Genomic DNA, 23,735 nt, shown 5'->3' on the forward strand with positions numbered 1-23,735 from the left:
ATTATTGTTCATTTAATGTTACATAAATGCTAGATCCGCCCTCAAACTGCTAGACAAATCGTTACATTGGGGATTGGGGATTGGTTATTCCCGTTGTCTCCCTTGTCTGTCTATTCCCCAGTCCCCATTCCCTAACTAGTAATCGTCCCTGTCAAAGGTGAACTAGGGCTGGCATAGTCTTTGATAGGCATTCTGCCAGCAAGGTATGCCAAACGACCGGCAACTGTTGCTAAATTCATAGCACGAGCCATTACTGGGGGGTTGGGAGAAAGTGCGATCGCACTATTAATCAACAAAACATCTGCTCCCAATTCCATTGCTTGAGCGGCTTCTGAGGGTGAACCAATTCCAGCATCTACCACCACTGGCACACCCGCATTTTCGATGATAATTTGGATGTTGGCGGTTGTTTTTAGTCCTTGTCCAGAACCAATCGGCGATGCTAAAGGCATTACTGTAGCACAGCCTACTTCTTCTAAACGCTTGGCTAACATGGGGTCAGCGTTAATATAAGGCAATACTGCAAAGCCTTCTTTAACTAGTTGTTCTGCGGCTTGCAGCGTCCCAATTGGATCTGGGAGTAAATACTTAAGATCAGGTATTACTTCTAACTTGATAAAATTATTATCTTCCTGCCCTAACAATTTCGCCATTTCTCGCCCTAAACGCGCCACTCGAATTGCCTCTTCAGCAGTTTGGCAACCTGCGGTATTAGGCAACATCCAGATTTTTGTCCAATCTAAGGCTTCAGCTAAACCTTCATGTCCAGGGGCCTTGGTTTGTACCCGTCGGACTGCCACGGTGACAATCTGGCAATCACTGGCGGCGACGCTTTGCTGCATTTCTTCAATGCTGCGATACTTCCCGGTTCCAGTCATCAAACGCGATTGGAAGGTTTTACCAGCAATAATTAGTGGTGAGTCTTGAATGGGGAGTTGTGGCTGCTGTGGCAATATGGCAGGACGATTCCCGTTGGAGAAATTGGCAGAGTGAGTCAGCATTGGGGTAGAGGTAAATGGCTTGGACTGGAAGCGTGAATAGTGGAAATTAGCAAGTAGAGGGTGAGACTTTTGTTCCAAGATGAAATCGGCAATCAATGCGGCTGTTACAGGTGCAAGTAGAATCCCGTTACGGTAATGACCTGTAGCAAGGGTTAAATTTTGACAGTGGCTAGAGCCAAGGATGGGCAACTCATCGGGGGTGGCTGGGCGAAATCCCCACCAGAATTCTTGGATGGGATAATGCTTGAGTTGGGGATACAGCCGGATGGCAGCTTGTAGTAATGTTTGAATGCCTTCTGGGGTGTTGTTGGCAATGAAGCCAACGTCTTCGCTGGTTGCGCCAATCACAAGGCGATCGCTTCTTGGTACGATATAAATATCCTGCCCAAACAAAACCCGCTTCAAGGGCAATTCCGGCGCAAATTCTGGTATCCGCACACTCAGCATTTGCCCTTTTCTGGGACGCACAGGTACTGGTAATAACTCATTTGACCAAGCACCTGAAGCTAAAACATAGTGCGCGGCGCGAATTATTCCAGCATTGGTTTGCACGCCAACCACTTGTCCTTGCTGCTGTAAAAATCCTTCTACTGTAATCCCGTCTTTTAGTTTAACACCAACAGACTCAGCCGCCGTCCGCAATAGGTGAGCCAGAGCTTTATTATCAACTTGTGCGTCTTCAGGATACCACCAGCCACCAACTACCTCTGCTCCCAATCCTGGCTGATATTGATGAATTGCTTCTTTGTCTAACCAGTAAGCCGAAGACTCTTCGCTAGCAGAGGGGCAGAGGTCTATGGCAGGAACCCATAACGCGGGACGGGGGGACACAGGGGCACAGGAGAGGACTTCTTCTTTTTCTTCTGTTCCCCTGCTTTCTTCAAAAACGGGTGCGAGGATACCACAAGGACGGTAGCCAGTATTTAAGCTGGTTAGTTCTTCTAGTTTGCGCGTCCAGTCGGGATATAAAGCACGCGATCGCCAACACAATGAACGCATTGCCCCATTAGGGATTTTTTCTGCATCTGGTGCTAACATCCCAGCAGCAGCGTGGGTAGCAGCAGCCTGAAAGTCACGACAAAGCACGGTGACACTTGCCCCGCGCAGTTTTAGCTCAATGGCGATCGCTAAACCAATAACGCCGCCACCAATAATTACAGTCTCACTAGTCATTAGTCATTAGTCACTAGTCATTAGTCATTAGTACATAACTAATAACTCATAACTTATAACTTATAACTCGTAACATAGACGGATCTTATCGTTACCACAAGGCGCGAATTGGTTCGTTGCCTTGATTTGTATTGCTGGGCGTATTTGTTTGTGAAGAATCTGTATTGTTGTCTGTTGTAGTATCAGAAGGTGATGTTGAGTCCTCAGAAGTATTCTGAGCAACGTTACTCCTGTTCTCAGGTCTTGGAGCTACTATACTGCGTCTGTTTGCGTTTGTTTCAGTTGTTTCATTTCCTTCAGTTGCAGTTTCTTCATTCTTGCTGCCAGCACTGCTATTAACATTGATATTAGCTGGTAGGACTTGTGATTTTTTGTCACTAGGAGCATTAGCGGTTTGTACGCCCATCGGAAAGTTGATGCCCAGTAATGTACCAAGCAGAATGGCTAAACCTCCAGCCATTAAAATTAAGGGTGTCCATCTACCCATCTTGTCTTACTCCTTTTTAACCTTTTGGTGTCCACACTATTCGAGAACCTTGTCCCCAAAATCCATCAAACTTTGTCACTTTCACATCGCCTAAAACCTGAGTCTGGCAGTTTCTTACGTAAGTCTGTTGTAGGAGAATGAGGAGGAAGCGAACGCCGTGAGCGATCGCGCCAATTCGCTGCTGATACTTCATCCTCTACCTTAACCGCGCAGGTTCCACAACTGCCAATGTCCTGACAGTTGATTACCTTAGCTCCGTCATTGTAGAGGTCAATACCATTTTGCAGCAAAATTGTTCGGAGATTGCTTTTGCTTACACACTCAATTGTTTTACCTTGAGCTAGTACCTTAGGCATTTTTTAATTGCCAAACTGGCGTTTTGTTGTATATTGACACATTGCCTCGAAAGTTGTCTCGTCGGTCCCAGTTTTATGACCACAAATTCTTCACCTCAACTTTGGCTCTATGACACTACATTACGAGATGGCACTCAGCGCGAGGGGCTATCAGTATCGATAGAAGATAAGTTACGCATTGCTCGTAGACTCGATCAACTGGGAATTCCCTTTATTGAAGGGGGTTGGCCTGGTGCTAATCCCAAGGATGTACAATTTTTCTGGCAACTCCAAGAAGATCCGCTAAAACTTGCTGAAATTGTCGCTTTTTGTTCGACTCGACGCCCCAATTCCACTGCTGCAACCGAACCGATGCTACAGGATATTTTGGCTGCGGGGACTCGCTGGGTAACGATTTTTGGTAAGTCTTGGGATTTACATGTCACAACAAGCCTGAAGACGACATTAGAAGAAAATTTGGCGATGATTCGTGACACGATTGAGTACCTCCGTTCTCAAGGGCGTCGAATTATCTACGATGCCGAACATTGGTTTGATGGTTACAAGCACAATCGAGATTATGCTTTACAGACATTAGAGGCTGCGATCGCATCTGGTGCTGAATGGCTAGTCCTTTGTGATACTAATGGTGGCACTTTACCTCATGAAATTAGCCAAATTGTTAAAGATGTGGTAGGTATGACTGGGGAACTGGGGACTGGGAAAGACTCTTCCCAATCCCCAGTCCCTCAAATTGGAATTCACACTCATAACGATTCGGAAATGGCGGTTGCTAACGCAATAGCCGCCGTGATGGCAGGGGCAAAGATGGTACAGGGGACAATTAATGGTTACGGTGAACGTTGCGGTAATGCCAACCTCTGTTCGTTAATTCCCAATTTACAATTGAAGCTGGGTTATAGTTGTATCACAGAAGACCAGCTAACACAACTTACAGAAGCTAGTCGTTTTGTGAGTGAGGTGGTCAACCTCGCGCCAGATGAACACGCTCCCTTTGTGGGACTTTCGGCTTTTGCCCACAAGGGCGGTATTCATGTATCAGCCGTAGAACGTAATCCCCTGACTTACGAACACATTCAGCCGGAACAAGTCGGGAATCATCGCCGCATCGTGATTTCTGAACAATCTGGACTTAGCAATGTTTTAGCCAAAGCCCGCAGTTTTGGAATTGACCTCGACCAACTCAAGGTACAAGCCAAGCAAATTCTCCGGCGCCTCAAAGATTTGGAGAGTGAAGGATTTCAATTTGAAGCAGCAGAGGCCAGTTTTGCGCTACTGATGCACGAAGCTTTGGGAGGTCGCCAGAAGTTTTTTGAAGTTAAAGGTTTTCAAGTGCACTGTGACTTGATTGAGGGGAAAGAAGCTAGCAATGCCCTAGCTACGGTTAAACTTGCTGTTGACGGCAAAAATATTCTGGAAGCGGCGGAAGGTAACGGTCCCGTGGCAGCTTTGGATGCAGCTTTACGCAAGGCTTTGGTGAATTTTTATCCCCAAATAGCAACCTTTGATTTGACAGATTACAAGGTGCGGATTCTTAACGGACATACGGGTACTGCGGCGAAAACTCGTGTGTTGGTAGAGTCGGGCAATGGTCGTCAACGCTGGACTACATTAGGGGTTTCTACCAACATTTTGGAGGCTTCTTATCAAGCGGTGGTGGAAGGCTTGGAATATGGTTTGTTGTTGCACTCCCAAGCAGAAGCAGCTTTGAAAGCTTCTAGTTAATCAAAGTCACTATGTTTGTGTATTGGAGGTTACATGAGAACCTAGCTGTAGCAAGAGGTAATTCCAGCTTCTAAATTACCTCTCGCTAACGGGAAAATAGCTTTGATATAGTTATGGCAATTACTCGCTCTATGCTTAAGCGGTTCATTTAAACAACCTAAACTCTAACTAGTGCGATCGCTCACCGTATTTGCGACAGCAGCACGATAAAATTCTAAAACTATAATCCTACTAAAAGGTCTAAATGGCAGAAACATTATTCTTCAACGCCCTACGGGAAGCCATTGATGAAGAAATGGCGCGTGATTCAAGCGTGTTCGTTCTCGGTGAAGATGTTGGACATTACGGCGGTTCCTATAAAGTTACCAAAGACCTGTACCAGAAATATGGGGAACTCCGCATTTTAGACACCCCCATTGCCGAAAATAGCTTTACCGGCATGGCAGTGGGAGCAGCGATGACAGGGTTGCGTCCGATCATTGAAGGCATGAATATGGGCTTTTTACTGCTCGCCTTCAACCAAATATCTAACAACGCTGGGATGCTGCGCTATACTTCTGGCGGTAACTTTAAAATTCCGATGGTAATTCGTGGCCCTGGCGGTGTCGGACGGCAGCTAGGTGCAGAACATTCCCAGCGACTAGAAACTTACTTCCAAGCTGTGCCAGGGTTGAAAATTGTTGCCTGCTCCACACCAAGAAACGCTAAAGGACTACTAAAATCCGCTATCCGCGATGATAATCCAGTGTTGTTCTTTGAACACGTTTTGCTTTACAACTTGAAAGAAGATTTACCAGAAGAAGAATATTTACTACCTTTAGATAAAGCAGAAATTGTGCGTCAAGGTAAAGATGTCACAATTATTACATATTCTCGAATGCGGCATCATGTGCTACAAGCAGTAAAAACTCTTGAAAAACAAGGATACGATCCAGAAGTTATCGATTTAATCTCTCTCAAGCCATTAGATTTTGATACTATTGGTGCATCAGTACGCAAAACCCATAAAGTCATTGTTGTAGAAGAATCGATGCGAACTGCGGGTATTGGAGCAGAAGTCATCGCCTCAATAAACGATCGCTTATTCGATGAATTAGATGCGCCAGTACTGCGGCTTTCTTCCCAAGATATCCCCACGCCTTACAACGGCAACCTGGAACGGCTAACAATCATCCAACCAGAGCAAATAGTGGAAGCTGTGGAAAAAATGGTAGCGTTGCGAGTTTAAAAGTTAGGAAGGAAAAGTTAGGAGTGAGGAGTTAATAATTTAATGAATTTACAACTCCTAACTCCTAACTCATAACTCATAACTCATAACTCCTCAAAAGAGCGCTATTATAGCGTTTGTCAGTTGCGAGTTATGGTATGCAAAGACAGCGATCGCTATTAATTTTGATTTTAGTCCTGATAATCGCCGGGATTACGGTGATTGCCACAATTCCGATACCCCTTGGGCTGGACTTGCGCGGAGGTTCACAGCTTACAATTCAGGTAAAACCATCAGCAGATATTCCCAAAATTACCGAACGAGAATTAGAAGGTGTAAAGAAAGTTGTCGAAGGTCGGATTAATGGTCTGGGTGTTTCTGAGCCATTGATCCAAACAGTCGGCTCAGATAAAATATTGGTGCAACTACCAGGAGTCAACGATCCAGAACAAGCTGAACGGGTGCTAGGCGGTACGGCGCAGTTAGAATTTCGCACCCAAAAACCGAATACAGAAACTCAACTGATTGCTTTTCAAGCATCTAGAACCGAATTGAAAGGCAAGCAAGAAGAGTTGAGAAAGAGTAATGACAAAGCAGCAATTGTCAAGAATCAAGAAGATTTACAAAAAAATAATCAAGCGATCGCAGAATTGTTTGAAAGTACTAATCCACCACTAATTGGCAAATACCTCAAGGATGCCTATGGTGAACCCACTCAAGGTAACAACTGGAATGTTGCTATTCGCTTCGACCAAAAGGGTGGTGAACTTTTTGCCAATTTGACGAAAAATCTCGCTGGTACTGGGCGTAGCATTGGTGTTTTTCTGGACAATGAAGTTATTAGTGCTCCCACCGTGGGTATAGAATTTGCCGCTACTGGCATTACTGGTGGTTCTGCCGTGATTACAGGACGTTTTACCGCCCAACAAGCCAATGACTTAGGCGTGCAGTTACGTGGTGGCGCATTACCCGTACCAGTAGAAATAGTTGAAAACCGTACCGTCGGGGCAACTTTAGGTAAAGATAGTATTCAACGCAGTATTTACGCTGGTATTGGCGGATTATTGTTAGTATTAATTTTTATGTTAGTTTACTACCGATTACCAGGGTTAATTGCCGACTTTTCTTTAATTATCTATGCGCTATTGACCTATGCCACCTTCGCTTTACTAGGCGTTACATTAACTCTCCCCGGTATTGCTGGGTTTATCCTCAGTATCGGTATGGCAGTTGATGCTAACGTATTGATTTTTGAGCGCACCCGTGAAGAACTACGTGCTGGTAAAACTTTATATCGTTCTCTAGAGTCAGGATTCTACCGAGCTTGGTCTAGCATTTTAGATAGTCATGTCACATCATTAATTTCTTGTGCAGCACTGTTTTTCTTAGGAGCAGGTTTAGTTAAAGGCTTTGCTTTGACATTGGCGCTAGGGTTAGGGGTAAATTTGTTTACTGCCATTACTTGTAGTCGCACACTGCTGTTTTTAACATTGGGATTTCCCAACTTGCGTAAGCCAGAGTTGTTTTGTCCCAATCTTTCAACATCAATTAAGTCTAGTGCGGAGGTGCAGTCATGAAATTTAGTGTCATCAAACGTCAAAGACTTTGGTGGACAATTTCTGCCACCCTGATAATCGTTAGCATTGTAGCGATGGTGATTTCTTGGCAACAACTAGGCGCACCACTACGTCCCAGCTTAGATTTTGTTGGTGGTACACGACTACAATTTGAACGTGATTGTACACAACCAAACAGCTGCACTCAACCGATTAATATTTCTGATGTCAGGGAAGTAGTTGACGCTCAAAATCTAAATAATAGTAGCATCCAAGTTGTTGGTCAAAAACAACAGGGAATATCTATTCGCACAAAGACATTAAATGTCGAACAACGCACCCAGTTGCAAACAGCTTTGACTGAAAAAATTGGAGTTTTTAATCCAAAAGCTACTCAAATTGACACCGTTGGTTCAATACTTGGTCGTCAGCTATTTTCTCAAGGGTTATTAGCTCTGGTTGTCTCCTTTGCTGGAATTGTTATTTATTTAAGTGTGCGGTTCCAGGTAGACTATGCTGTAATTGCAATTCTTGCCTTGTTCCATGATGTTTTGATTACGCTGGGTGTTTTCTCAATCTTAGGATTAGTAGTAGGTATTGAAGTTGATAGCCTTTTCGTGGTTGCTATTTTGACTATTACTGGTTTTTCGGTAACAGATACTGTGGTCATTTATGATCGCATTCGGGAAATACTGAATCTACATCCTAATGATCGCATTGACAAAGTTGTTGATGATGCAACCAATCAAACTCTAACGCGATCAATTAATACCACGTTGACCGTTTTGCTAACATTATTTTCCCTGTTTCTATTTGGTGGTGAAACCCTGAGAAACTTTGCCCTTGCCTTAATTATTGGATTTACAATGGGTGCATATTCAAGTATTTTCATCGCCAGTACTCTCCTTGCTTGGTGGCGAGAACGCAGGGGTGAATCTCAGATGCTAGACAACGCAGAGTCGATTGATACATCTGCTAGTTCCCAGGATGGTTAAACTTGTATATATTTCACAATTGGGTGAAAGGATTTTGAATTGCTCACCCACACCTTGCAATTTTATTCCCCTATGGATCAACCCGAAGAACCATTAACTACTGTCCCAGACTTAGACAAATCTGACCCATCCTTTGCTCAACAAGTACAAAGGTTACACCAGCTAACAGTATATGGCAGGTGGCTGTTTGTGGGCTGTTTATGGCTCACCATTGCGCCTGTCTCTTTGTGGGGTCTACGTGCAGAAATCTCTCTATGGGAACAATATTTTACCTGGGTAGCGGTGCGATATGGACTCTTCTACCATCCACTGTCTACCTTCGGTTTAGCTTTTTGTATTGGAATGACTGCTGCTGTTTTAGTTTGGCAAAGTCGAAATATCTTACTCGGACTCCCGAAACAGGAAAAACAACGTTTAGAAAAACAAGTTTATCGGATACGTCAGCAGGGGCCAACTCATCCTTTATGGAAGTGGGTTTGTCATTAAATTTTCTTTTTCGTTGCATATACATATATACGTACAGCCATTTCTCGCAAAATATGACTTAAATATACAAAGATATTGCCAAAACTGGATGCCATACATGAACGAGTCTCAGATTCAATTTAGCGATCGCAAGTCTGAAATTGACCTTTACCAACTCCAAGAACTGTTAAACATTTCAGCTTTCTGGGCAAAAGGTCGCAGTATTGAAGATTTAGGTATAGCCATTGTTAACAGTGAGCCAGTAATTTCCGTTTGTGATCGCGATCAACTCATTGGCTTTGCTAGAGCAACATCTGATGGCATATATCGCGCCACAATTTGGGATGTTGTGATTCATCCAAAGTATCAAAGTAGTGGGTTGGGAAGCAAGTTAGTAGAAACCGTTTTGAGTCATCCCCACATGAGGCGGGTTGAGCGCATTTATTTAATAACTACTCACCAGCAGGGTTTCTACGAAAAGATTGGTTTTCAACCCAATACTACCACTACGATGGTGTTACACAACCTACCTAACCTTACTTTTGTTCCTGATACAGAAGTTCAGTTTCAGGAATCACTAGGGGGATAGAGATTTGTAATCTGCTAATCTCTTGAGGTGATTCCTTCGCAATGGTCGAGGACAAGATTTCTAACTTTCCTCCCATAACTTCCACCAGAGTCTGATTGATTAATAGCCTCATTCCTGGGGAAAGAGCAGCTTTTTCTTGGTCAATGGCCGGCTGATTTTCAGATTCAATCAAATCAATCGCTTCGCTCGAGGGTATGGCATGGGTTGGTACATCCAACCAAATGTTGACAAAATTACTTGTAGGCACTGTGCTGCTAGAAATACAGATGCTGCCTTCTTGCATTTGATTAATAGCAGTGTCTATTAAACTTATTAATATTTGGCGCAGCCAAAGGTAATCTGTCAAAACATAAATTTCTGGGTCGGCGGGTAACAATTGTAAGGGAAAATTGCGATTGGCCGCCAGCATATAAGTTAATTTATGAACATCTTCTAAAATTTGAGCTAATGATCTAGCCTGAATATCTAATTTATTAGTACCGTGTTCAGTTCTGGCAACGCTGAGAATTTCATCCATCAGCTTGAGTAGCTTCAGCGTTCGTTCGTGAGCTTGGGCAATAAATTCTCGCTCTTCAGCCGGATCTTCACACAGATCCGACAAAATTAACTGATGTAAGCCTATTAGACCACTGAGGGGCGATCGCAATTCATGGGTAGTCCGCGCCAAGAAACCACCTTTAAACTGGCTCATTTCCTTTGCCATCTCGTATGCCAGCTGCGTTTGCTGTAGCTGTTGCGATATTGGTGGCATCTCCTGTTGATTTAATGGCGCTACTGGAGATGAGCTAGATGAAACATTAGGCGATGCCTGCGGGGGGCGTAGCCATCGCACAAATAACTGACGGAAAATCATACCTAGTGCTATTCCTGCTCCTAGATATATCCAGTTGCTCCAATTCATAATCTGGCAATTATTAACTTGTTAATTAACCACACCAGCGCAAACCAAAGTTCCAGATTTCTCTGTTGTTAAAACCACGAAAACAACATTATACCTACCTATATTTAGTTATCACTGGAAATATCTAACTTTATCGCACCTTGCCGCAAAATCTGCCAATTTATTCCTGTCCATTTAGCAACGGTGGAAGGTACACCCACCCCCAGCATTTCACCCTGATATTCTAGAGTCAGAACTTTCGGAAACTGAACTTCAATTTCTGCCATCGTTGGCAAAGGCGGCTGACCAGAAAAATTGGCGCTAGTAGTAGCAAGGGGTCCTGTTTGCGCCAAAATAGTTTGAGCGATCGCACTGTTTGGGACTCGAATACCAATTGTCGTTGGATCAGTAGGGTTCATTACTTTTGGAACGCTATCTGAAGCTGGTAAAACTAGCGTCAACCCTCCTGGCCAATATTTATCTGCTAATTCTTGCCAAACTTTATACTCATTCTTATCACCTTTAACATAGAGCCACAAATCTTCAGCACTAGCAGCCATCAAAATCAAAGGTTTATCCTGACTGCGTTGCTTCGCTGCAAAAATTAATCCTGCTTTTTCTGGTATAGCTGCAAGTGCAGGCACAGTATCGGTGGGAAAACTCACCAACAAGCCAGCGCGTGCGCCAGCTATTAGGTCTGGGAGGAAAACTTGCGTCATCTATTTTACTAAATAAGTTGGCAAGAACAATTCCATATACAGTAGCTTTCATTTGCATGAAGTACAAAACTACGGGTTTTGAGGCAGGAAGCAGAAGGCAGAAGCTCTTTAATATCTGATGCATGAGTCCTACATTCTGTACCTCACTTTCTTGCAAGCTGCTGTAAGTGATTTTGTGTAAACCTAAAATTTCTCATATTTGCGAAATCAGTAATTAAGATAATGTATTTAACATTTAAGTATTATGTTGCTAAATAACCTGGTGGAGCTATTAACTGCTATTGCTTGGATAAAATATTAAAACTTCGGTTTTTCTTGAGGGTATTTTTCAAAAGTATCTAAGAGTAAGCTTACATAATTACGGTATTTATTCAATAGATTGGGGTTTACATAACCAGGAATCCATTCTTGGAATCTTCTGTCAACTATCAAAAACTGAGCCATTTCAGTACATGACTCTATGCATTTTGCATCATCTTGTATATATTTGTGTTCCCTTAATGTTACACGCCTTATCCCGTCCCCATAAACTCTTAATTCTGCTGTAAAATCTGGCTTTCTACCTTTTGTATTTCTATATAACTCAAGTAGGTCAAAACTTTTACCTAGTGCTTCGTTATAACTTATATTTAATGCTTGTGGGTCTATAATTCGGCAAATAACTGTATGTGGCTCAACTACTTTAACTGTAATAACTGCGGATGCAATTGATGATATTCCAGTGATATTGCAATGGCTCAAACAGATGGAGATAGCGAAATTAAGCAAGGGGAACCCTAACTTCTATAAGCTAGGGCAAAGCGTTCAATTCCAGCTAAATCAGCATGAATTTGAATTTTACAATAGCTACCTTGATTTTGCAAAAGTTCTTGCACTGCATCGGCCTGTCCTGCCATCATCTCAATCAGCCACACCCCACCCGATCGCAAATAGCTGGGAGAAATTTCTATCAAATGGCGAATGCAATCTAAGCCATCACTGCCACCATCTAAAGCTAAATGTGGTTCATGGTTAACTACTTCTGGTTGCAGGGTAGGTAAGGTACTGGTGGGTATGTAAGGGGGATTCGACACCATACCACTGAATTGACCTTTGAGAAATGTCAGTGGCTCCCACCAGGAACCTTGATAAAATTTAATCCGGTCAGCAAAACCTAAATTACGGGCGTTAGTTTGGGCGATCGCTAAAGCTTCCAAACTGTAATCAACAGCATGAATAGTTGCTTTTGGCAAGACATCTGCCAATCCCAATGCGATCGCTCCACTCCCAGTGCCTAAATCAGCCCAGTTTCCTGAAGAATTACTAGCAGATGCTAAAGCTAAATCTATTAAGCATTCTGTCTCTGGTCTGGGAATCAAAACCGCACTTGACACTGCAATTTGAAAGTTACGCCAAGGTGTAATTCCGGCAATATACTGCACTGGTAAGCGGTCATTTAATCGCCTCTGCCACAAACGATCTAACTCTTCTAGAGGTAATTGCAGTTGAATTTGGGGCCAGTTTTTAAAAGACTCCAAACGCAGTGCCAAGCGGTCTAACCCAGCAACTTCAAGCAGCAGCCAATCTACCTCGGTAGGTGGGACATCAGTGGCGATCGCTGCTTGGTGAGCTACATTTCGCCACTCCCAAAGTTGTAAACCAGAAACGATCAGATGTTTCTCCCCCATACCTCAACCTTGGAGCGCATATCCCTTATTTTTTCGGAGCGGGTGCTGCAGCAGGCTTGGCAGCTGGAGATTGATTCTGTACAAGGGAGCGAATAAAATTGATCGATTCCCGCGATGGATAGAGAACAATTTTATTGATACTAGGGTCGGTACTGCTATTAAGAGCCTCCATAACACCGTATAAATCCACCACCTGAATTTCAGTGTTGTTTGCTTCCTTTGGAACGGCTTTTTTGAATTGGTCTAACAGAGCCGTTGCTTGCTCTTTCTCAAAAAAGAAAGGGATATACCGCTCTTTGCCGTTGGCAACAGGAATGGTCAAATAGCTATTATCTTTCTTAAATTTGGGTACAAATAAGGGAATACCATTGAATTGCTCCCCTTTTTTACCATTTTGATTTAGCATACTTGTTGCTGAAGCTACCTGTGCTTGCGTCGGTACTAGAGTATAAATTACAGAGTCTGATTTCTTTTTACTTTCTTGGACTATTTTATAATAGTCTGCCAACGACAAAGGTCTAACCTGTAGGGTGCTTGCCAACTGAGGGTTTTCTTTTTTGAGGCGATTGTCAAGGAATTTTTGAGCATCTTGCTTGCTAATAAAAAATCCCACTTGCGAGATTGGTTTGGATGCGTTGTTCCTCGAAAGTACTACAAATTCGCCTTTAGGATTGGTGAGCGTGAATACAGGCACTTCTTGGAGCTTTTTCACTACCTGATCTTGTGGTAATGCGATCGCCTCTTGATTGCCTATTCCTGGTAAATTGCCTATTCCTGAAAGCCCTGTTAAAAATACAGTGCCAGCTATACTCAATGTTGCGCCCAAGCGAATAAATGATTTCATGATTGCCCCTCGTATTAATAGACTAATTAGTTAAACAAATGGTTGGATGTTGCACAGCATCAACTAGCTTTAGTTATATAGCAATCTATTTCAATTGTAAAAAATTCATTGTGCGCGTTGAGGTTAAGCGTTAACCGTCAACGGTCAAGATCCAATATTCCGCAACTATTTAGGCTTGCTATAGTAGCGTTTTGAAAAATCGACTGTGCAAAAGTTGTGTTTTTCTCGATTTCGTTTTTTTATTGACGACGAAATGCTGTAGATGCTTATTAGATGTCTTCTCAAACAGTCAAAAGTCTCTCTGTCTCTCGAACTTGGAGCTGATAAATGCCATTTTATCTGCTTTCTCTAATATCGGGTGACGCTATTACTTAATCAATCGTTCCATCGTGTTTGCTTTAATATCTTCTCAAATCTATACAAACCTTAATGCCAGGAATATCTTACTGCTTAAAAGGTAAATTTGCCTGTTAGACTTCAACACTAATTCAACACTATAACAGGCAATTTGTTTTTATCGGTAAAAATTTACAATTTAATTGCACACCTTATAAAGAAAGCTTGAGTGCAATGTGCCTTAACTGTTAAGCATATTAATTATTTAAAAAATCGGGATGACAGGATTTGAACCTGCGGCATCCTGCTCCCAAAGCAGGCGCGCTACCAAGCTGCGCTACATCCCGTTTCAACTTATGTGCTTTTTGTGGTTTGCTTTTATCCCATCAAAGCGATCGCGCTTTGCCAAAAGCATTAAGCTTACTATATCACATTAGACCGCTTATGCCTAATCTTTTTTATTCTTTGGCAAAGACAAGATAGATTACATTTTCACACTGATAAAGGTTTTTGCCGACTTAGTTTTACAAGATAGATACTTGCGCCTTCGTCGGCTGAAAAAAAGCAAAACCACATCAAAATAATAGATTTTCACTATTTTACCTGATTTACACAAGAAAATCAGGTTTGATTTTGATTAAGTGTTAGTGAGGATACCAGAACATGCCTTTAATGCCTTCCGGATCAGCCATAAACCCCATAGTTCGGTAGAAATCTACAACATGGGGGTCAGCAAAGAGAGTGACATTACTAATTTCTTCACTCCTAAGTTTTTTGAGAACGTATTTCATCAGTGCCTTACCCAGTCCTTGACTTTGAAAGTCTGGGTGAACCACGACATCCCAGATAGTGGCATTAAAGGCGTGATCTGAGGTAGCACGGGCAAAACCAATGAGCCGCTTTTGGTTTCCTCTCACCTGCCACATTGAGGCGACAAGAAAACTATGCTCAATAGCTTTTTTCACTTTTCTTAGAGGACGACGCGACCAACCAACTGCATCACAGAGTTCTTCTAGCTCATACAGGTCAATGTCTCGCTCCGTACTGAAGACGATGCGAGTCTCCTTTGAAGAAGCTTCGCTAATGCTGCTGGGGTTGGAGTTGCCTGCAGTATCGGCTCTATATTCTTCAAAAGGGTTTGTCCTACTAGGCGCTACAGATTCAGGAGTACTAAACCAAGTTTTCCAAAAACCCATGCCAACGTGGTTCGGGTAGTATAACTGAATTGGTTTCCACTCTCAGGAGTGTTGATTCCCGTCTAACATAGCTATCCCATTTACTACCTTTTACACTCAAATTTTTTCGGTTGTTTTCGGGATTTGCAATGGTAACAGCCAGTTAGGGCGTGTTTCACACCAATCATTTTCAACTTTAGCATTTTGTTGTAGAAGCTAGGAGAAATTCACCAAAAGGGTAAGGATATGAATACAGGAGTTTTCTTTTGCATGAAATATTGCAGGTTTTGAGGCAGGAGGTAGAAACTTTGTATAGATGATGCGTGAGTCTTACATTTTGTACCTCACTTCAAAAGCAAACTGCTGTAATTCAAAATTCAAAATGGAAAAACCTAATCTTGGCAATTGCTCGTATAGAGCTTAAATGCACGTTAGTTTAGGAGTGAATCGTATATAAGAGATTGAGTATTTGATAAAATTCTTCCCCAGTCTCTAGTCCCCAACATCCAGCCCCTAGTCCCCAAGTGATGAAAGCAAGCGAGTCTTACCTTTAACAATGGCTTCTGGTTTAAAATCTTCGACACTAGAACTCCTAAAACGCTTTAATCGAGCGTTTCCCCAGTTTTATGAGCAATTCGTCAGCAGTGAGATTCAACTGCAAAATTTGCGGCTAGCCTACCGTCTCTATAAAACTAGACGCGCTGTTATTGAGCTAAAACCTGAAGGTAGCAAAAGTGCCTTGCATTTTGCTTACCGTAACCAGTCTTTTCTTCTAAGTGATATTTTTGGTGTACTAGCAGCTTATGGGTTGACTATTCACGGTCTGAGTCTATACGGTCAGATCCGTCCGCCAATGTTAGTTTTTATCAAACTGTTGGTATCTCGTGGTAGTAAAGCCTTGACCGAGAAAACCGCAGAAAATGTCTGTCGTGCTATTCGTGAAGCTTTAGGAGGTCGGTTTGAGGTAGAAGAGATGTTGGCAGTAGAATTCAATCTTGATACTGGCTTAGAGCAGGTACAAACTGAGTTCTATGTCGATCCGGTCTTTCATCTTCCTGCTCTAATGATTGAAGCCGATAATCAACCAGGATTATTTTACAAAGTGATGTACGCCATCTGGCAGGAAGACCTGCTGGTAGTCAATGCAAATTTACTGGTTTGGCGCGGACGCACACGGCTAATTCTCTACTTGTTGGGGCCGAATGAAAGTCTTATCCCTGAATATCTGGGTCACAAAATTGCTGAAGGGGTGCGACAGAGGTTGCTAGATAAATGAAAAAGTTATGAGTTAGGAGTTATGAGTTATAAGTTAAAAACTAACAGATCCTCACTCTTGTAAAGACGCGATTAATCGCGTCTCAACTCCTAACTTTTCGCACTCCGTATTTAGTGGCACCCATCCTTCGGGGTACGATATAAGTATGGCAACTATTGAAATCTTGGGCGTTCCACACGCATACGAGCTAACGGCTCCCACTTCCTGCCTTCATGCTTTAGTATTTATCCACGGTTGGCTCAATAGCCGTGGATATTGGCAACCTGTGATTTCTCGCTTATCAGATGATTTGCAGTGCCTTTCTTATGATTTGCGGGGTTTTGGTGAATCTCAGTCTCAGGTAAAAACCGATTTTAGTCGGGCAGAAACGTCTTTTAGCCTGACGCCCATCTCCAGTAGTGCGCTTGGCTCAACAATCGATTCTCTTTATACTCCTGCTGCGTATGCTCAGGATCTAGCAATTCTCCTGAAACAGTTGAATATTAACAGTGCTTGGCTCATTGGTCACTCTTTGGGAGGCACGATCGCTCTTTGGGGAGCAGATCAAATACCTGAGTGTGTTAAGGGAGTGATCTGTATCAACGCTGGTGGTGGTATTTACCTCAAAGAAGCTTTTGAGCAGTTTCGCTCGGCGGGTCAGAAATTTTTACAAATCCGCCCGCGCTGGCTGTCCCAAGTACCTTTGATTGATTTGCTGTTTACCAGAGCCAGTGTCGCTCGTCCTTTGGGACGCCATTGGGCACGTCAACGCGTAATAGATTTTGTTGTGGCTGACCCAGAAGCGGCTCTGGGAAGTCTGTTAGACTCCACAACCGAAGAAGAAATCAATCGTTTACCTGAACTAGTATCCCAATTGAAGCAGCCAGTTTATTTTTTGGCTGGTGCTGAAGATAAGGTTATGGAACCTAAGTATGTACGCCATTTAGCTAGCTTTCATAGACTTTTCCAATATTGTGGTGACAATGTTTTGGAAATTCCTGATTGCGGACACCTGGCTATGTTGGAACAGCCGGATGCTGTAGCTGAACACATCCGATCAATAGTCAATAGTTATAGGGCATAGGGCATTGAAGCAAACAGAAAGTTTTTCTCTCCTGACAAATGAGCAATGACTAATGACTAATAACTAATGACTACTCTACAGATTGATACAACTTCATCACTTGGGTAAGGGCTAACCTAGACTCAACGCCTAGTGTGAGGGGGGATGTATGACCACGAGATAGGTGTTCGGCGGCAGCACAGCCGATCATGGCGGCGTTATCGGTACAGAATTTTAGAGGTGGGAATAGGACGCGTAGGTTATGTTCGACGGCGGCGGCTTGGAGGTTTTTTCTCAAGCCGCTATTGGCTGCTACACCGCCACCAATTGCAATTGTGTCTAGACCATAGTCTAGGGCACAGGCGAGCGCTCTTTTTGTAAGCGCTCGCGCGACAGTTTCCTGAAAGCTAGCTGCTACGTCTGCCACTGGTACTTGTCCACCATCTTTCTCTAACTGCTGCACTAAACGCAATACAGCCGTTTTTAATCCACTAAAACTCGCATCATAACGATGAAATCCTCCACCAGGTAAAGAAACTTTTCCTTCTGGTAGAGCAAAGGCTTGGGAATTTCCTTGTTGCGCCAACTTGTCAATTATTGGGCCACCCGGATAACCCAGGTTTAACAATCGCGCCACTTTATCAAAGGCTTCACCCGCAGCATCATCACGAGTTTGTCCCAGCGTTTCATAGTTACCACAATCTTTGACATAAATCAAGCTTGTATGTCCGCCAGAAACTAATAAACTCAAGAAAGGGGGATTTAAACTTGGTTCGCTCAAATAAGTTGCGTAAATGTGACCTTCAAGGTGATGAACTCCCAAAAATGGTTTGTTGTGTACCATCGCCAGGGTTTTGGCAGCAGTTAATCCAACTAACAGCGCTCCTACGAGTCCAGGGGCAGAAGTGGCAGCAATTGCGTCAATTTTCTCCCAGTTTAGTTGGGCTTGCTCTAAGGCTTGAGCGATCGCAACATTTATCGTTTCCAAGTGTTCACGAGACGCTACTTCTGGCACTACCCCGCCATACTGCTGATGGACTGGAATTTGCGAGGCTACAATGCTACTGCAAACTTTACGATTGTTTACAATTGCGACTGCTGTTTCATCACAACTGGTTTCTATTGCTAAAACGGTTGCCATTGAGGGTGCTGAGTGCTGAGTTTTGAGTATTAGAGATAAAATCTTGCTTCTTTACTACCCTACAACAACAATTCTGATACTCAGGAATCGTTTTCACCACTTAGCACTCGATAAAGACTTGGTTGAGAAGCTTTAACTTTTATTTACTTAAACTTTACTCGGTTCCCACCCAAGAGTATGATGACTTCCTAGTTATGCAAATAAACAACTGTACAAGCCGCTTCGTTTTGTACATAAAACTTTTTGTTTTGTAGTAAAAGGAAACAACTCTATGCGACGATTGTTTGCTTTGATTTTAGCGATCTGTCTTTGGTTCAATTTTGCCTCCCCAGCAAAAGCTTTAGGGGCTAATTTGACACCGTGCAAGGATAATCCCGCTTTTCAACAGCTAGCAGCTAATGCCCGTAACACCACTGCTGACCCCGAATCCGGAATAAAGCGATTTGAGCGTTATTCTCAAGAGATGTGTGGTCCTGAGGGTTACCCCCACTTGATTGTTGATGGCCGTCTAAATCATGCTGGTGACTTCTTAATCCCTAGCATTCTGTTTCTCTATATTGCTGGTTGGATTGGTTGGGTAGGTCGTGCTTACCTACAAGCGATCAAGAAAGAGGGTGGCAGCGTCGAATTGAAAGAAGTAATCATTGAAGTTCCTTTGGCACTGCCAATTATGCTCTCAGGCTTTACTTGGCCCCTAGCAGCCGTAAAAGAACTTCTGTCTGGTGAATTAACAGCTAAAGATACAGAAATCCCCATTTCGCCACGCTAACCCTTCTGACAACTTTTGATTTATTTAGGAGAATGATTCATGCAGCAAAATTATTTCGTAAAATATCTATCCTTGGGACCAGTTTTGCTTTTTGTCAATTTGTCTTTAACAGCAGTTTTGTTGATTTTATTCAACTATTTGTTTCCTGACCTACTTTTCCACCCACTACCATAAGTTGAAGAAAGGATTTCAAAATTTTGTTAGCTGTTAGTTGACAATTAACTAGTAACTAGTTACTACTAACAAAATAGTTCTTTGAAACTCGTGATGCTGGGAACAGCTTACGAGTTTCATACTTTTGAAAGCAGCTAAATTAACTTTTCTAAACTTCCTAGTCAAAAAGCATCTTTAGCCTCAATTATTATTAATATAAAAATGCCACCATTTTAAATTTAGAGGCGAAGATAAAACTATGGCGCAAGCAGTAGATGCATCAAAAAATCTCCCTAGCGATCCCAGAAATCGGGAAGTTGTTTTTCCTGCATTCCGCGATCCGCAGAAGGGTAATCTAGAAACCCCGATTAATGCTTCTCCGTTAAGCAAGTGGTTCATTAATAACTTGCCAGCTTATCGCCCAGGACTCGCTCCTGCAAGACGCGGTTTAGAAGTTGGTATGGCTCATGGTTACTGGATATTTGGCCCCTTTGCCAAATTGGGCCCACTGCGCGATACAGATAATGCCAACTTAGCTGGATTATTGGCAGCTATTGGCTTGGTTGTTGTTCTGACGGCGAGCCTATCCCTCTATGCCAATAGCAATCCTCCGAAAGCGCTTGCTAGTGTTACTGTACCCAACCCTCCAGTAGATGCTTTTAACTCTAAAGAAAGCTGGAACAACTTTGCCAGTTCTTTCTTAATTGGTGGTATAGGTGGTGCAGTAGTTGCTTACTTTTTGACTAGCAATCTGGGAGTAATTCAGGGTTTATTTGGTTAATTTAGAAATGAGGAGTTAGGAGTAGAGACGCGATTAATCGCGTCTGTACAGGAGTTAGGAGTTAGAAGTTTAAAATTGATAACTTCTAACTTTTAACTCTTAACTTATTGAAATAAAACTGTCTCAATGTCATTTAAAGCAGTTTCAAAATCGTCATTAACGATTTGAATATCAAATTCATCTGCGGCTTTAATTTCTTCTTGGGCGCGAAGTAGACGACGGGCGATCGCTTCTTCAGAATCTTGGGCGCGATCGCGTATCCGTTTCTCCAATTCATCAAAAGAAGGCGGTAAAATAAAAATGCTGAAGGCACTGGGGAAGGAAGCACGAATTTGTCTTGCTCCTTTTAGCTCAATTTCTAGCACCACCAACCTGCCAAAATGAATTTGGTTAAGTACAGCTTCACGGGGAGTGCCATAATAGTTCCCAGCAAATTCTGCCCATTCCAAAAATTCGCCTTCAGCAAGTAATTGTTCAAACTTACTGCGACTGATAAAGTAATAATCTTTGCCATCGATTTCTCCTGGACGGGGAGAACGAGTCGTCACAGATACAGAATAATACAGTTCTGGATGACGGTTTAGGAGCGATCGCATTAAAGTGCCTTTACCGACCCCGCTGGGGCCAGTTAAGACAATCAACCTGCCTAAATGTAAGCGTTCTTCGGTAGTAGCAATACTCTGGATGGGTAAAACTGGCATCATCTCCTCAATCTGTGAATCAATCAATAGATATTATTTATTAGTCTTGTGTTCCTGGCCAAGTTCATTAGTACCGTAAGGCAGACATCAAAAGTCACGCATTCACGCCTGCTTTAACTTTGACATTTTTGGCTGTAATAAAATGGTAGGTTTATTTCCGCCGACCTGTACTAGTGACTAAAGAATTTGTAGCAAGGGTGACAGAAAACATGTCTAATTCACATAGTACTGCTGATGTGGTATAAATAGAAGTGAGATTGTTAATCTACTCCTAATCAATTATCTACAGTTTGATGCTCGCGGGAAATTACAAAGCGATTCGCTACCGTTTCCGGCTGAATCGCCGACAGAATTACGTGGCTGGAATCGGTAATAATTACAGCCCTAGTCCGCCGACCGTAAGTTGCATCAACCAGTTGACCCCTGTCCCGTGCATCGGTGATAATCCGCTTAATCGGGGCAGACTCTGGACTGACAATGGCAACTACTCGATTGGCAGACACGATGTTACCAAAACCGATATTGATTAACTGAATCTCCATAAAAAAATGACGCCAAACGCGGTTTGAGAAGCTTGAAGTAAACTTATTTACATGTTATCGCCAAAAAACGGGAGTCACAACGATTAAATTCAAGCCAGCCTTCGTTTTTAAATAATGTCTGCTTTTTTTCCCTATTTATCAGCTATTTTTCCTCAAAATCTTCCCATAGATACAGGCGCAATTACACTGATACAAGCTAGTTGGGTAATGTATCTTATCAATAAATAAATGGTGGTAAATAATCCACATCTAAAATTTGCTCAATGCTATATGGGCAAGTTTGCAGAAAACAATTCAATCCACTTTTCTTTTTCGCTTGTCGTAGCGCATCAATGTAGACTTCTTCAAGCACCGTGAGCAGATAGTTGTAGAGGTTTTTAGATTTGGTTAATTTCCTAAGTTCCACCCGAAAATTATCAATTTCCACTTCCCAATGATTTTTACATTCAGGAAGACTCCAATGCTGATACAAAAGCAGATGTTTGAGAAGTTGCAGTAGATAACTTTCCAGCTTGTGTTTCTGTTCATTACCCAATCTTTCAATCTCCTCAATCAAATGATCCCAATCAAGATGCTCTAAATCTCGTTCTTGCAATTGTTTCAACGTAGTTTCTAACCACAAGTGATAATCCTGTTCATAAATAATTTGAGTGAGTATTTTAGACATTATTTAATATTCTCCTAATTTACGAAGATTTGGAATTAGGTTTTCTTGACCGAAGTATTATGAATTACGAATTATTGTGACGTATACTTCCAGCTTGACAATCGCGTAACCAAGTTTTAACTCCTTGAGCAATAGTGCCGTTACTACTATCGCGTGGTGGATATAGTGGTTGCTGTGTTGAATAGGAACCAATTTGAGAAAACATCATCACTAAACGCCAACCAATTTTAGTTTTAGTCAACAATAGCCAGTGGAATTCCTGCAATTCTACCGCTTTCTTTCCTATGTATTGCCGTTCTAAGGTAGTAAAGAAAACTTGCTCAACTCCTGATGCAGAACTTTTAGAAGCGTCTGCACTATATTCTTCAAGGTTAAGGGGCAAAGGAGTAAACTCAGGTCTTCCTGCCACTAGGATATAACTGTAAATATCACTGCTTCTTCTAAGGCGGCGGGCACGTTGACTAGCACGATTAGTATAACTAGGTAAATCTTGCAGTAGCTCTATAGTTAATGTCTCTAAATTTTGCTCAGAACATAAAGACTTCGCCCCGTCGTTGACATTTTCCTTTTCTGCTAGCGCAGAGGGTTTAGGGGTGAGGTTTATCGAGAACGCTGGGTAAGCAAGGCTATTTGATACTAAAACCCAGAAGCCACAAGCTAAAAGCCAACTATAATTTTTCTTTTTGAGCGAAGAGGTAAGATTGTTCTCCCCTACACACTGCACCAGATTCCCTGGCTTCTTACTGACTTTTAGCTTCATGCAACTGTGGTTAACTCCTGAGAAATCCTCTTCCAAGCTAACTCCGGCTCAGTAGTAGCAGTGATGGGACGCCCAATTACTAGATAATCTGCGCCTGCTTTAATGGCTTGTGCTGGGGTGAGCGATCGCTTTTGATCGCCTTTATCTGCCCAAGTTGGCCTAACCCCTGGACAAACAAGCAAAAAGTCATCTCCACAACTTTGTCGTAGCTGTGCCGCCTCTTGGGGCGAACAAACTGCCCCATCCAATCCCGCCTCTTGAGCTAGCAGTGCCATTTCTAGCGCGTACTCTGGTAACTCTAGGGGAATCTTTAAATCAAACGCCAGCTGTCTAGCAGAAATACTCGTTAATAAAGTAATGGCAATTAACTTAGGCGGTTTTACACCTGCTTGGGCTGCCCCTTCTTGTGCCGCTTCTCTGGCAGCTTTCAGAGCCTCAATACCACATATTGCATGAATTGTCAACAAATCTACCCCGTAACGGGCTGCACTACGACTTGCACCAGCGACTGTGTTCGGGATATCGTGAAACTTTAAATCTAAGAAAATGCGCTTTTGTTTGGACTTTAGCACTTCTAGAATTTTTGGGCCAGTACTGGTAAACAACTCTAAGCCAACTTTCCACCAAACCACTTGCGGGAGTTGATCTATAAGAGCGATCGCACTTTGTTCATCTGCCACATCCAAAGGCACTATAATTCGTTGTGCCTGTTCACTATTCCCCATTCC

At 42.6% G+C, this 23,735-nt stretch carries 25 protein-coding genes, 1 tRNA gene and 1 pseudogene; 11 read left to right on the plus strand and 16 right to left on the minus strand.

Annotated elements, in window-relative coordinates; all coding sequences use genetic code 11:
- Positions 1 to 131: 131 nt before the first annotated feature.
- The 3 genes and pseudogenes from V7L20_RS10140 to V7L20_RS10150 all read right to left on the minus strand — a co-directional run bounded on the left by V7L20_RS10140 (position 132) and on the right by V7L20_RS10150 (position 3,017).
- Complete coding sequence (locus V7L20_RS10140) at positions 132 to 2,174, minus strand: FAD-dependent oxidoreductase (RefSeq protein ID WP_334743952.1); 2,043 nt, start codon at positions 2,172 to 2,174, stop codon at positions 132 to 134.
- Positions 2,175 to 2,265: 91 nt separating this feature from the next.
- A complete protein-coding gene (locus tag V7L20_RS10145) occupies positions 2,266 to 2,661 on the minus strand; it encodes a hypothetical protein (protein WP_334743953.1) in 396 nt (131 codons plus the stop codon).
- 16 nt (positions 2,662 to 2,677) lie between these two features.
- A pseudogene (locus tag V7L20_RS10150) lies at positions 2,678 to 3,017 on the minus strand (2Fe-2S iron-sulfur cluster-binding protein).
- Between the two features lie 75 nt (positions 3,018 to 3,092).
- Between V7L20_RS10150 and cimA the strand changes: the two are divergent.
- The 6 genes from cimA (at position 3,093) to V7L20_RS10180 (ending at position 9,554) form a co-directional block, all read left to right on the plus strand.
- Positions 3,093 to 4,742: a citramalate synthase gene (cimA, locus tag V7L20_RS10155; RefSeq protein WP_334743954.1), complete on the plus strand. Its 1,650-nt coding sequence runs from the start codon at positions 3,093 to 3,095 to the stop codon at positions 4,740 to 4,742.
- Between the two features lie 244 nt (positions 4,743 to 4,986).
- On the plus strand, positions 4,987 to 5,970 hold the full coding sequence (locus V7L20_RS10160) for an alpha-ketoacid dehydrogenase subunit beta (RefSeq protein ID WP_334743955.1): 984 nt from the start codon (positions 4,987 to 4,989) through the stop codon (positions 5,968 to 5,970).
- 137 nt (positions 5,971 to 6,107) lie between these two features.
- Positions 6,108 to 7,526: a protein translocase subunit SecD gene (gene secD, locus V7L20_RS10165; RefSeq protein ID WP_334743956.1), complete on the plus strand. Its 1,419-nt coding sequence runs from the start codon at positions 6,108 to 6,110 to the stop codon at positions 7,524 to 7,526.
- Positions 7,523 to 8,500: a protein translocase subunit SecF gene (gene secF / locus V7L20_RS10170; RefSeq protein ID WP_334743957.1), complete on the plus strand. Its 978-nt coding sequence runs from the start codon at positions 7,523 to 7,525 to the stop codon at positions 8,498 to 8,500. Before secD ends, secF begins: the two co-directional genes overlap by 4 nt.
- A 72-nt stretch (positions 8,501 to 8,572) precedes the next feature.
- Positions 8,573 to 8,986 (plus strand): hypothetical protein, encoded by a 414-nt coding sequence (locus tag V7L20_RS10175; RefSeq protein WP_334743958.1) that lies wholly within the window; start codon positions 8,573 to 8,575, stop codon positions 8,984 to 8,986.
- A 97-nt stretch (positions 8,987 to 9,083) separates the two neighbouring features.
- Complete coding sequence (locus tag V7L20_RS10180; protein WP_334743959.1) at positions 9,084 to 9,554, plus strand: GNAT family N-acetyltransferase; 471 nt, start codon at positions 9,084 to 9,086, stop codon at positions 9,552 to 9,554.
- On the opposite strand, the gene V7L20_RS10185 is transcribed toward V7L20_RS10180, so the two are convergent.
- From V7L20_RS10185 to V7L20_RS10215, 7 genes are all read right to left on the minus strand, one after another.
- Positions 9,502 to 10,455, minus strand: coding sequence for a sensor histidine kinase (locus tag V7L20_RS10185; RefSeq protein WP_334743960.1), 954 nt, complete (start codon positions 10,453 to 10,455; stop codon positions 9,502 to 9,504). The genes V7L20_RS10180 and V7L20_RS10185 overlap by 53 nt on opposite strands.
- Positions 10,456 to 10,559: 104 nt before the next feature.
- The gene (locus tag V7L20_RS10190) at positions 10,560 to 11,153 is read right to left on the minus strand and encodes an L-threonylcarbamoyladenylate synthase (protein ID WP_334743961.1); all 594 of its coding nucleotides are present in this window, start codon (positions 11,151 to 11,153) and stop codon (positions 10,560 to 10,562) included.
- Between the two features lie 297 nt (positions 11,154 to 11,450).
- Positions 11,451 to 11,921: a hypothetical protein gene (locus tag V7L20_RS10195; protein ID WP_334743962.1), complete on the minus strand. Its 471-nt coding sequence runs from the start codon at positions 11,919 to 11,921 to the stop codon at positions 11,451 to 11,453.
- 8 nt (positions 11,922 to 11,929) lie between these two features.
- Positions 11,930 to 12,820 carry a peptide chain release factor N(5)-glutamine methyltransferase gene (prmC, locus tag V7L20_RS10200; RefSeq protein WP_334743963.1) on the minus strand — a complete coding sequence of 297 codons (891 nt, stop codon included), beginning with the start codon at positions 12,818 to 12,820 and terminating at the stop codon, positions 11,930 to 11,932.
- Between the two features lie 25 nt (positions 12,821 to 12,845).
- Positions 12,846 to 13,664, minus strand: a complete 819-nt coding sequence (locus V7L20_RS10205; RefSeq protein ID WP_334743964.1) for a Tic22 family protein — start codon at positions 13,662 to 13,664, stop codon at positions 12,846 to 12,848.
- Positions 13,665 to 14,273: 609 nt separating this feature from the next.
- Positions 14,274 to 14,347 (minus strand) — tRNA-Pro (locus V7L20_RS10210).
- A 297-nt stretch (positions 14,348 to 14,644) separates the two neighbouring features.
- A complete protein-coding gene (locus V7L20_RS10215) occupies positions 14,645 to 15,196 on the minus strand; it encodes a GNAT family N-acetyltransferase (RefSeq protein WP_334743965.1) in 552 nt (183 codons plus the stop codon).
- A gap of 535 nt (positions 15,197 to 15,731) precedes the next feature.
- On the opposite strand from V7L20_RS10215, the gene V7L20_RS10220 reads away from it, so the two are divergent.
- Both V7L20_RS10220 and V7L20_RS10225 read left to right on the plus strand, forming a co-directional pair.
- Positions 15,732 to 16,451: a hypothetical protein gene (locus V7L20_RS10220; RefSeq protein ID WP_100899857.1), complete on the plus strand. Its 720-nt coding sequence runs from the start codon at positions 15,732 to 15,734 to the stop codon at positions 16,449 to 16,451.
- 145 nt (positions 16,452 to 16,596) lie between these two features.
- Positions 16,597 to 17,514 (plus strand): alpha/beta fold hydrolase, encoded by a 918-nt coding sequence (locus V7L20_RS10225; protein WP_334743966.1) that lies wholly within the window; start codon positions 16,597 to 16,599, stop codon positions 17,512 to 17,514.
- Positions 17,515 to 17,584: 70 nt separating this feature from the next.
- Here V7L20_RS10225 and tsaD read toward each other — a convergent pair whose 3' ends face one another.
- Positions 17,585 to 18,634: a tRNA (adenosine(37)-N6)-threonylcarbamoyltransferase complex transferase subunit TsaD gene (gene tsaD, locus V7L20_RS10230; protein ID WP_334743967.1), complete on the minus strand. Its 1,050-nt coding sequence runs from the start codon at positions 18,632 to 18,634 to the stop codon at positions 17,585 to 17,587.
- A gap of 271 nt (positions 18,635 to 18,905) precedes the next feature.
- On the opposite strand from tsaD, the gene V7L20_RS10235 reads away from it, so the two are divergent.
- The 3 genes from V7L20_RS10235 to V7L20_RS10245 all read left to right on the plus strand — a co-directional run bounded on the left by V7L20_RS10235 (position 18,906) and on the right by V7L20_RS10245 (position 20,337).
- Positions 18,906 to 19,403, plus strand: coding sequence for a Photosystem I reaction center subunit III (locus tag V7L20_RS10235; RefSeq protein ID WP_334743968.1), 498 nt, complete (start codon positions 18,906 to 18,908; stop codon positions 19,401 to 19,403).
- A 39-nt stretch (positions 19,404 to 19,442) separates the two neighbouring features.
- Entirely contained in the window at positions 19,443 to 19,577 is a 135-nt protein-coding gene (locus tag V7L20_RS10240) for a Photosystem I reaction center subunit IX (RefSeq protein ID WP_334743969.1), read from the plus strand.
- 238 nt (positions 19,578 to 19,815) lie between these two features.
- On the plus strand, positions 19,816 to 20,337 hold the full coding sequence (locus V7L20_RS10245) for a photosystem I reaction center protein subunit XI (RefSeq protein ID WP_334743970.1): 522 nt from the start codon (positions 19,816 to 19,818) through the stop codon (positions 20,335 to 20,337).
- Positions 20,338 to 20,441: 104 nt separating this feature from the next.
- Here the strand turns inward: V7L20_RS10245 and gmk are convergent, their stop codons facing one another.
- The 5 genes from gmk to pyrF form a co-directional block, all read right to left on the minus strand.
- Positions 20,442 to 21,041, minus strand: a complete 600-nt coding sequence (gmk, locus tag V7L20_RS10250; protein ID WP_334744042.1) for a guanylate kinase — start codon at positions 21,039 to 21,041, stop codon at positions 20,442 to 20,444.
- Between the two features lie 272 nt (positions 21,042 to 21,313).
- Positions 21,314 to 21,580, minus strand: a complete 267-nt coding sequence (gene remA / locus V7L20_RS10255) for an extracellular matrix/biofilm regulator RemA (RefSeq protein WP_109011161.1) — start codon at positions 21,578 to 21,580, stop codon at positions 21,314 to 21,316.
- 217 nt (positions 21,581 to 21,797) lie between these two features.
- Complete coding sequence (locus V7L20_RS10260; RefSeq protein ID WP_334743971.1) at positions 21,798 to 22,247, minus strand: DUF29 domain-containing protein; 450 nt, start codon at positions 22,245 to 22,247, stop codon at positions 21,798 to 21,800.
- A gap of 64 nt (positions 22,248 to 22,311) precedes the next feature.
- Positions 22,312 to 23,007 (minus strand): hypothetical protein, encoded by a 696-nt coding sequence (locus V7L20_RS10265; RefSeq protein ID WP_334743972.1) that lies wholly within the window; start codon positions 23,005 to 23,007, stop codon positions 22,312 to 22,314.
- The gene (pyrF, locus tag V7L20_RS10270) at positions 23,004 to 23,732 is read right to left on the minus strand and encodes an orotidine-5'-phosphate decarboxylase (protein WP_334743973.1); all 729 of its coding nucleotides are present in this window, start codon (positions 23,730 to 23,732) and stop codon (positions 23,004 to 23,006) included. Before pyrF ends, V7L20_RS10265 begins: the two co-directional genes overlap by 4 nt.
- Positions 23,733 to 23,735: the final 3 nt, after the last annotated feature.

This window comes from Nostoc sp., from assembly GCF_036916735.1.
Taxonomy (GTDB): domain Bacteria; phylum Cyanobacteriota; class Cyanobacteriia; order Cyanobacteriales; family Nostocaceae; genus Nostoc.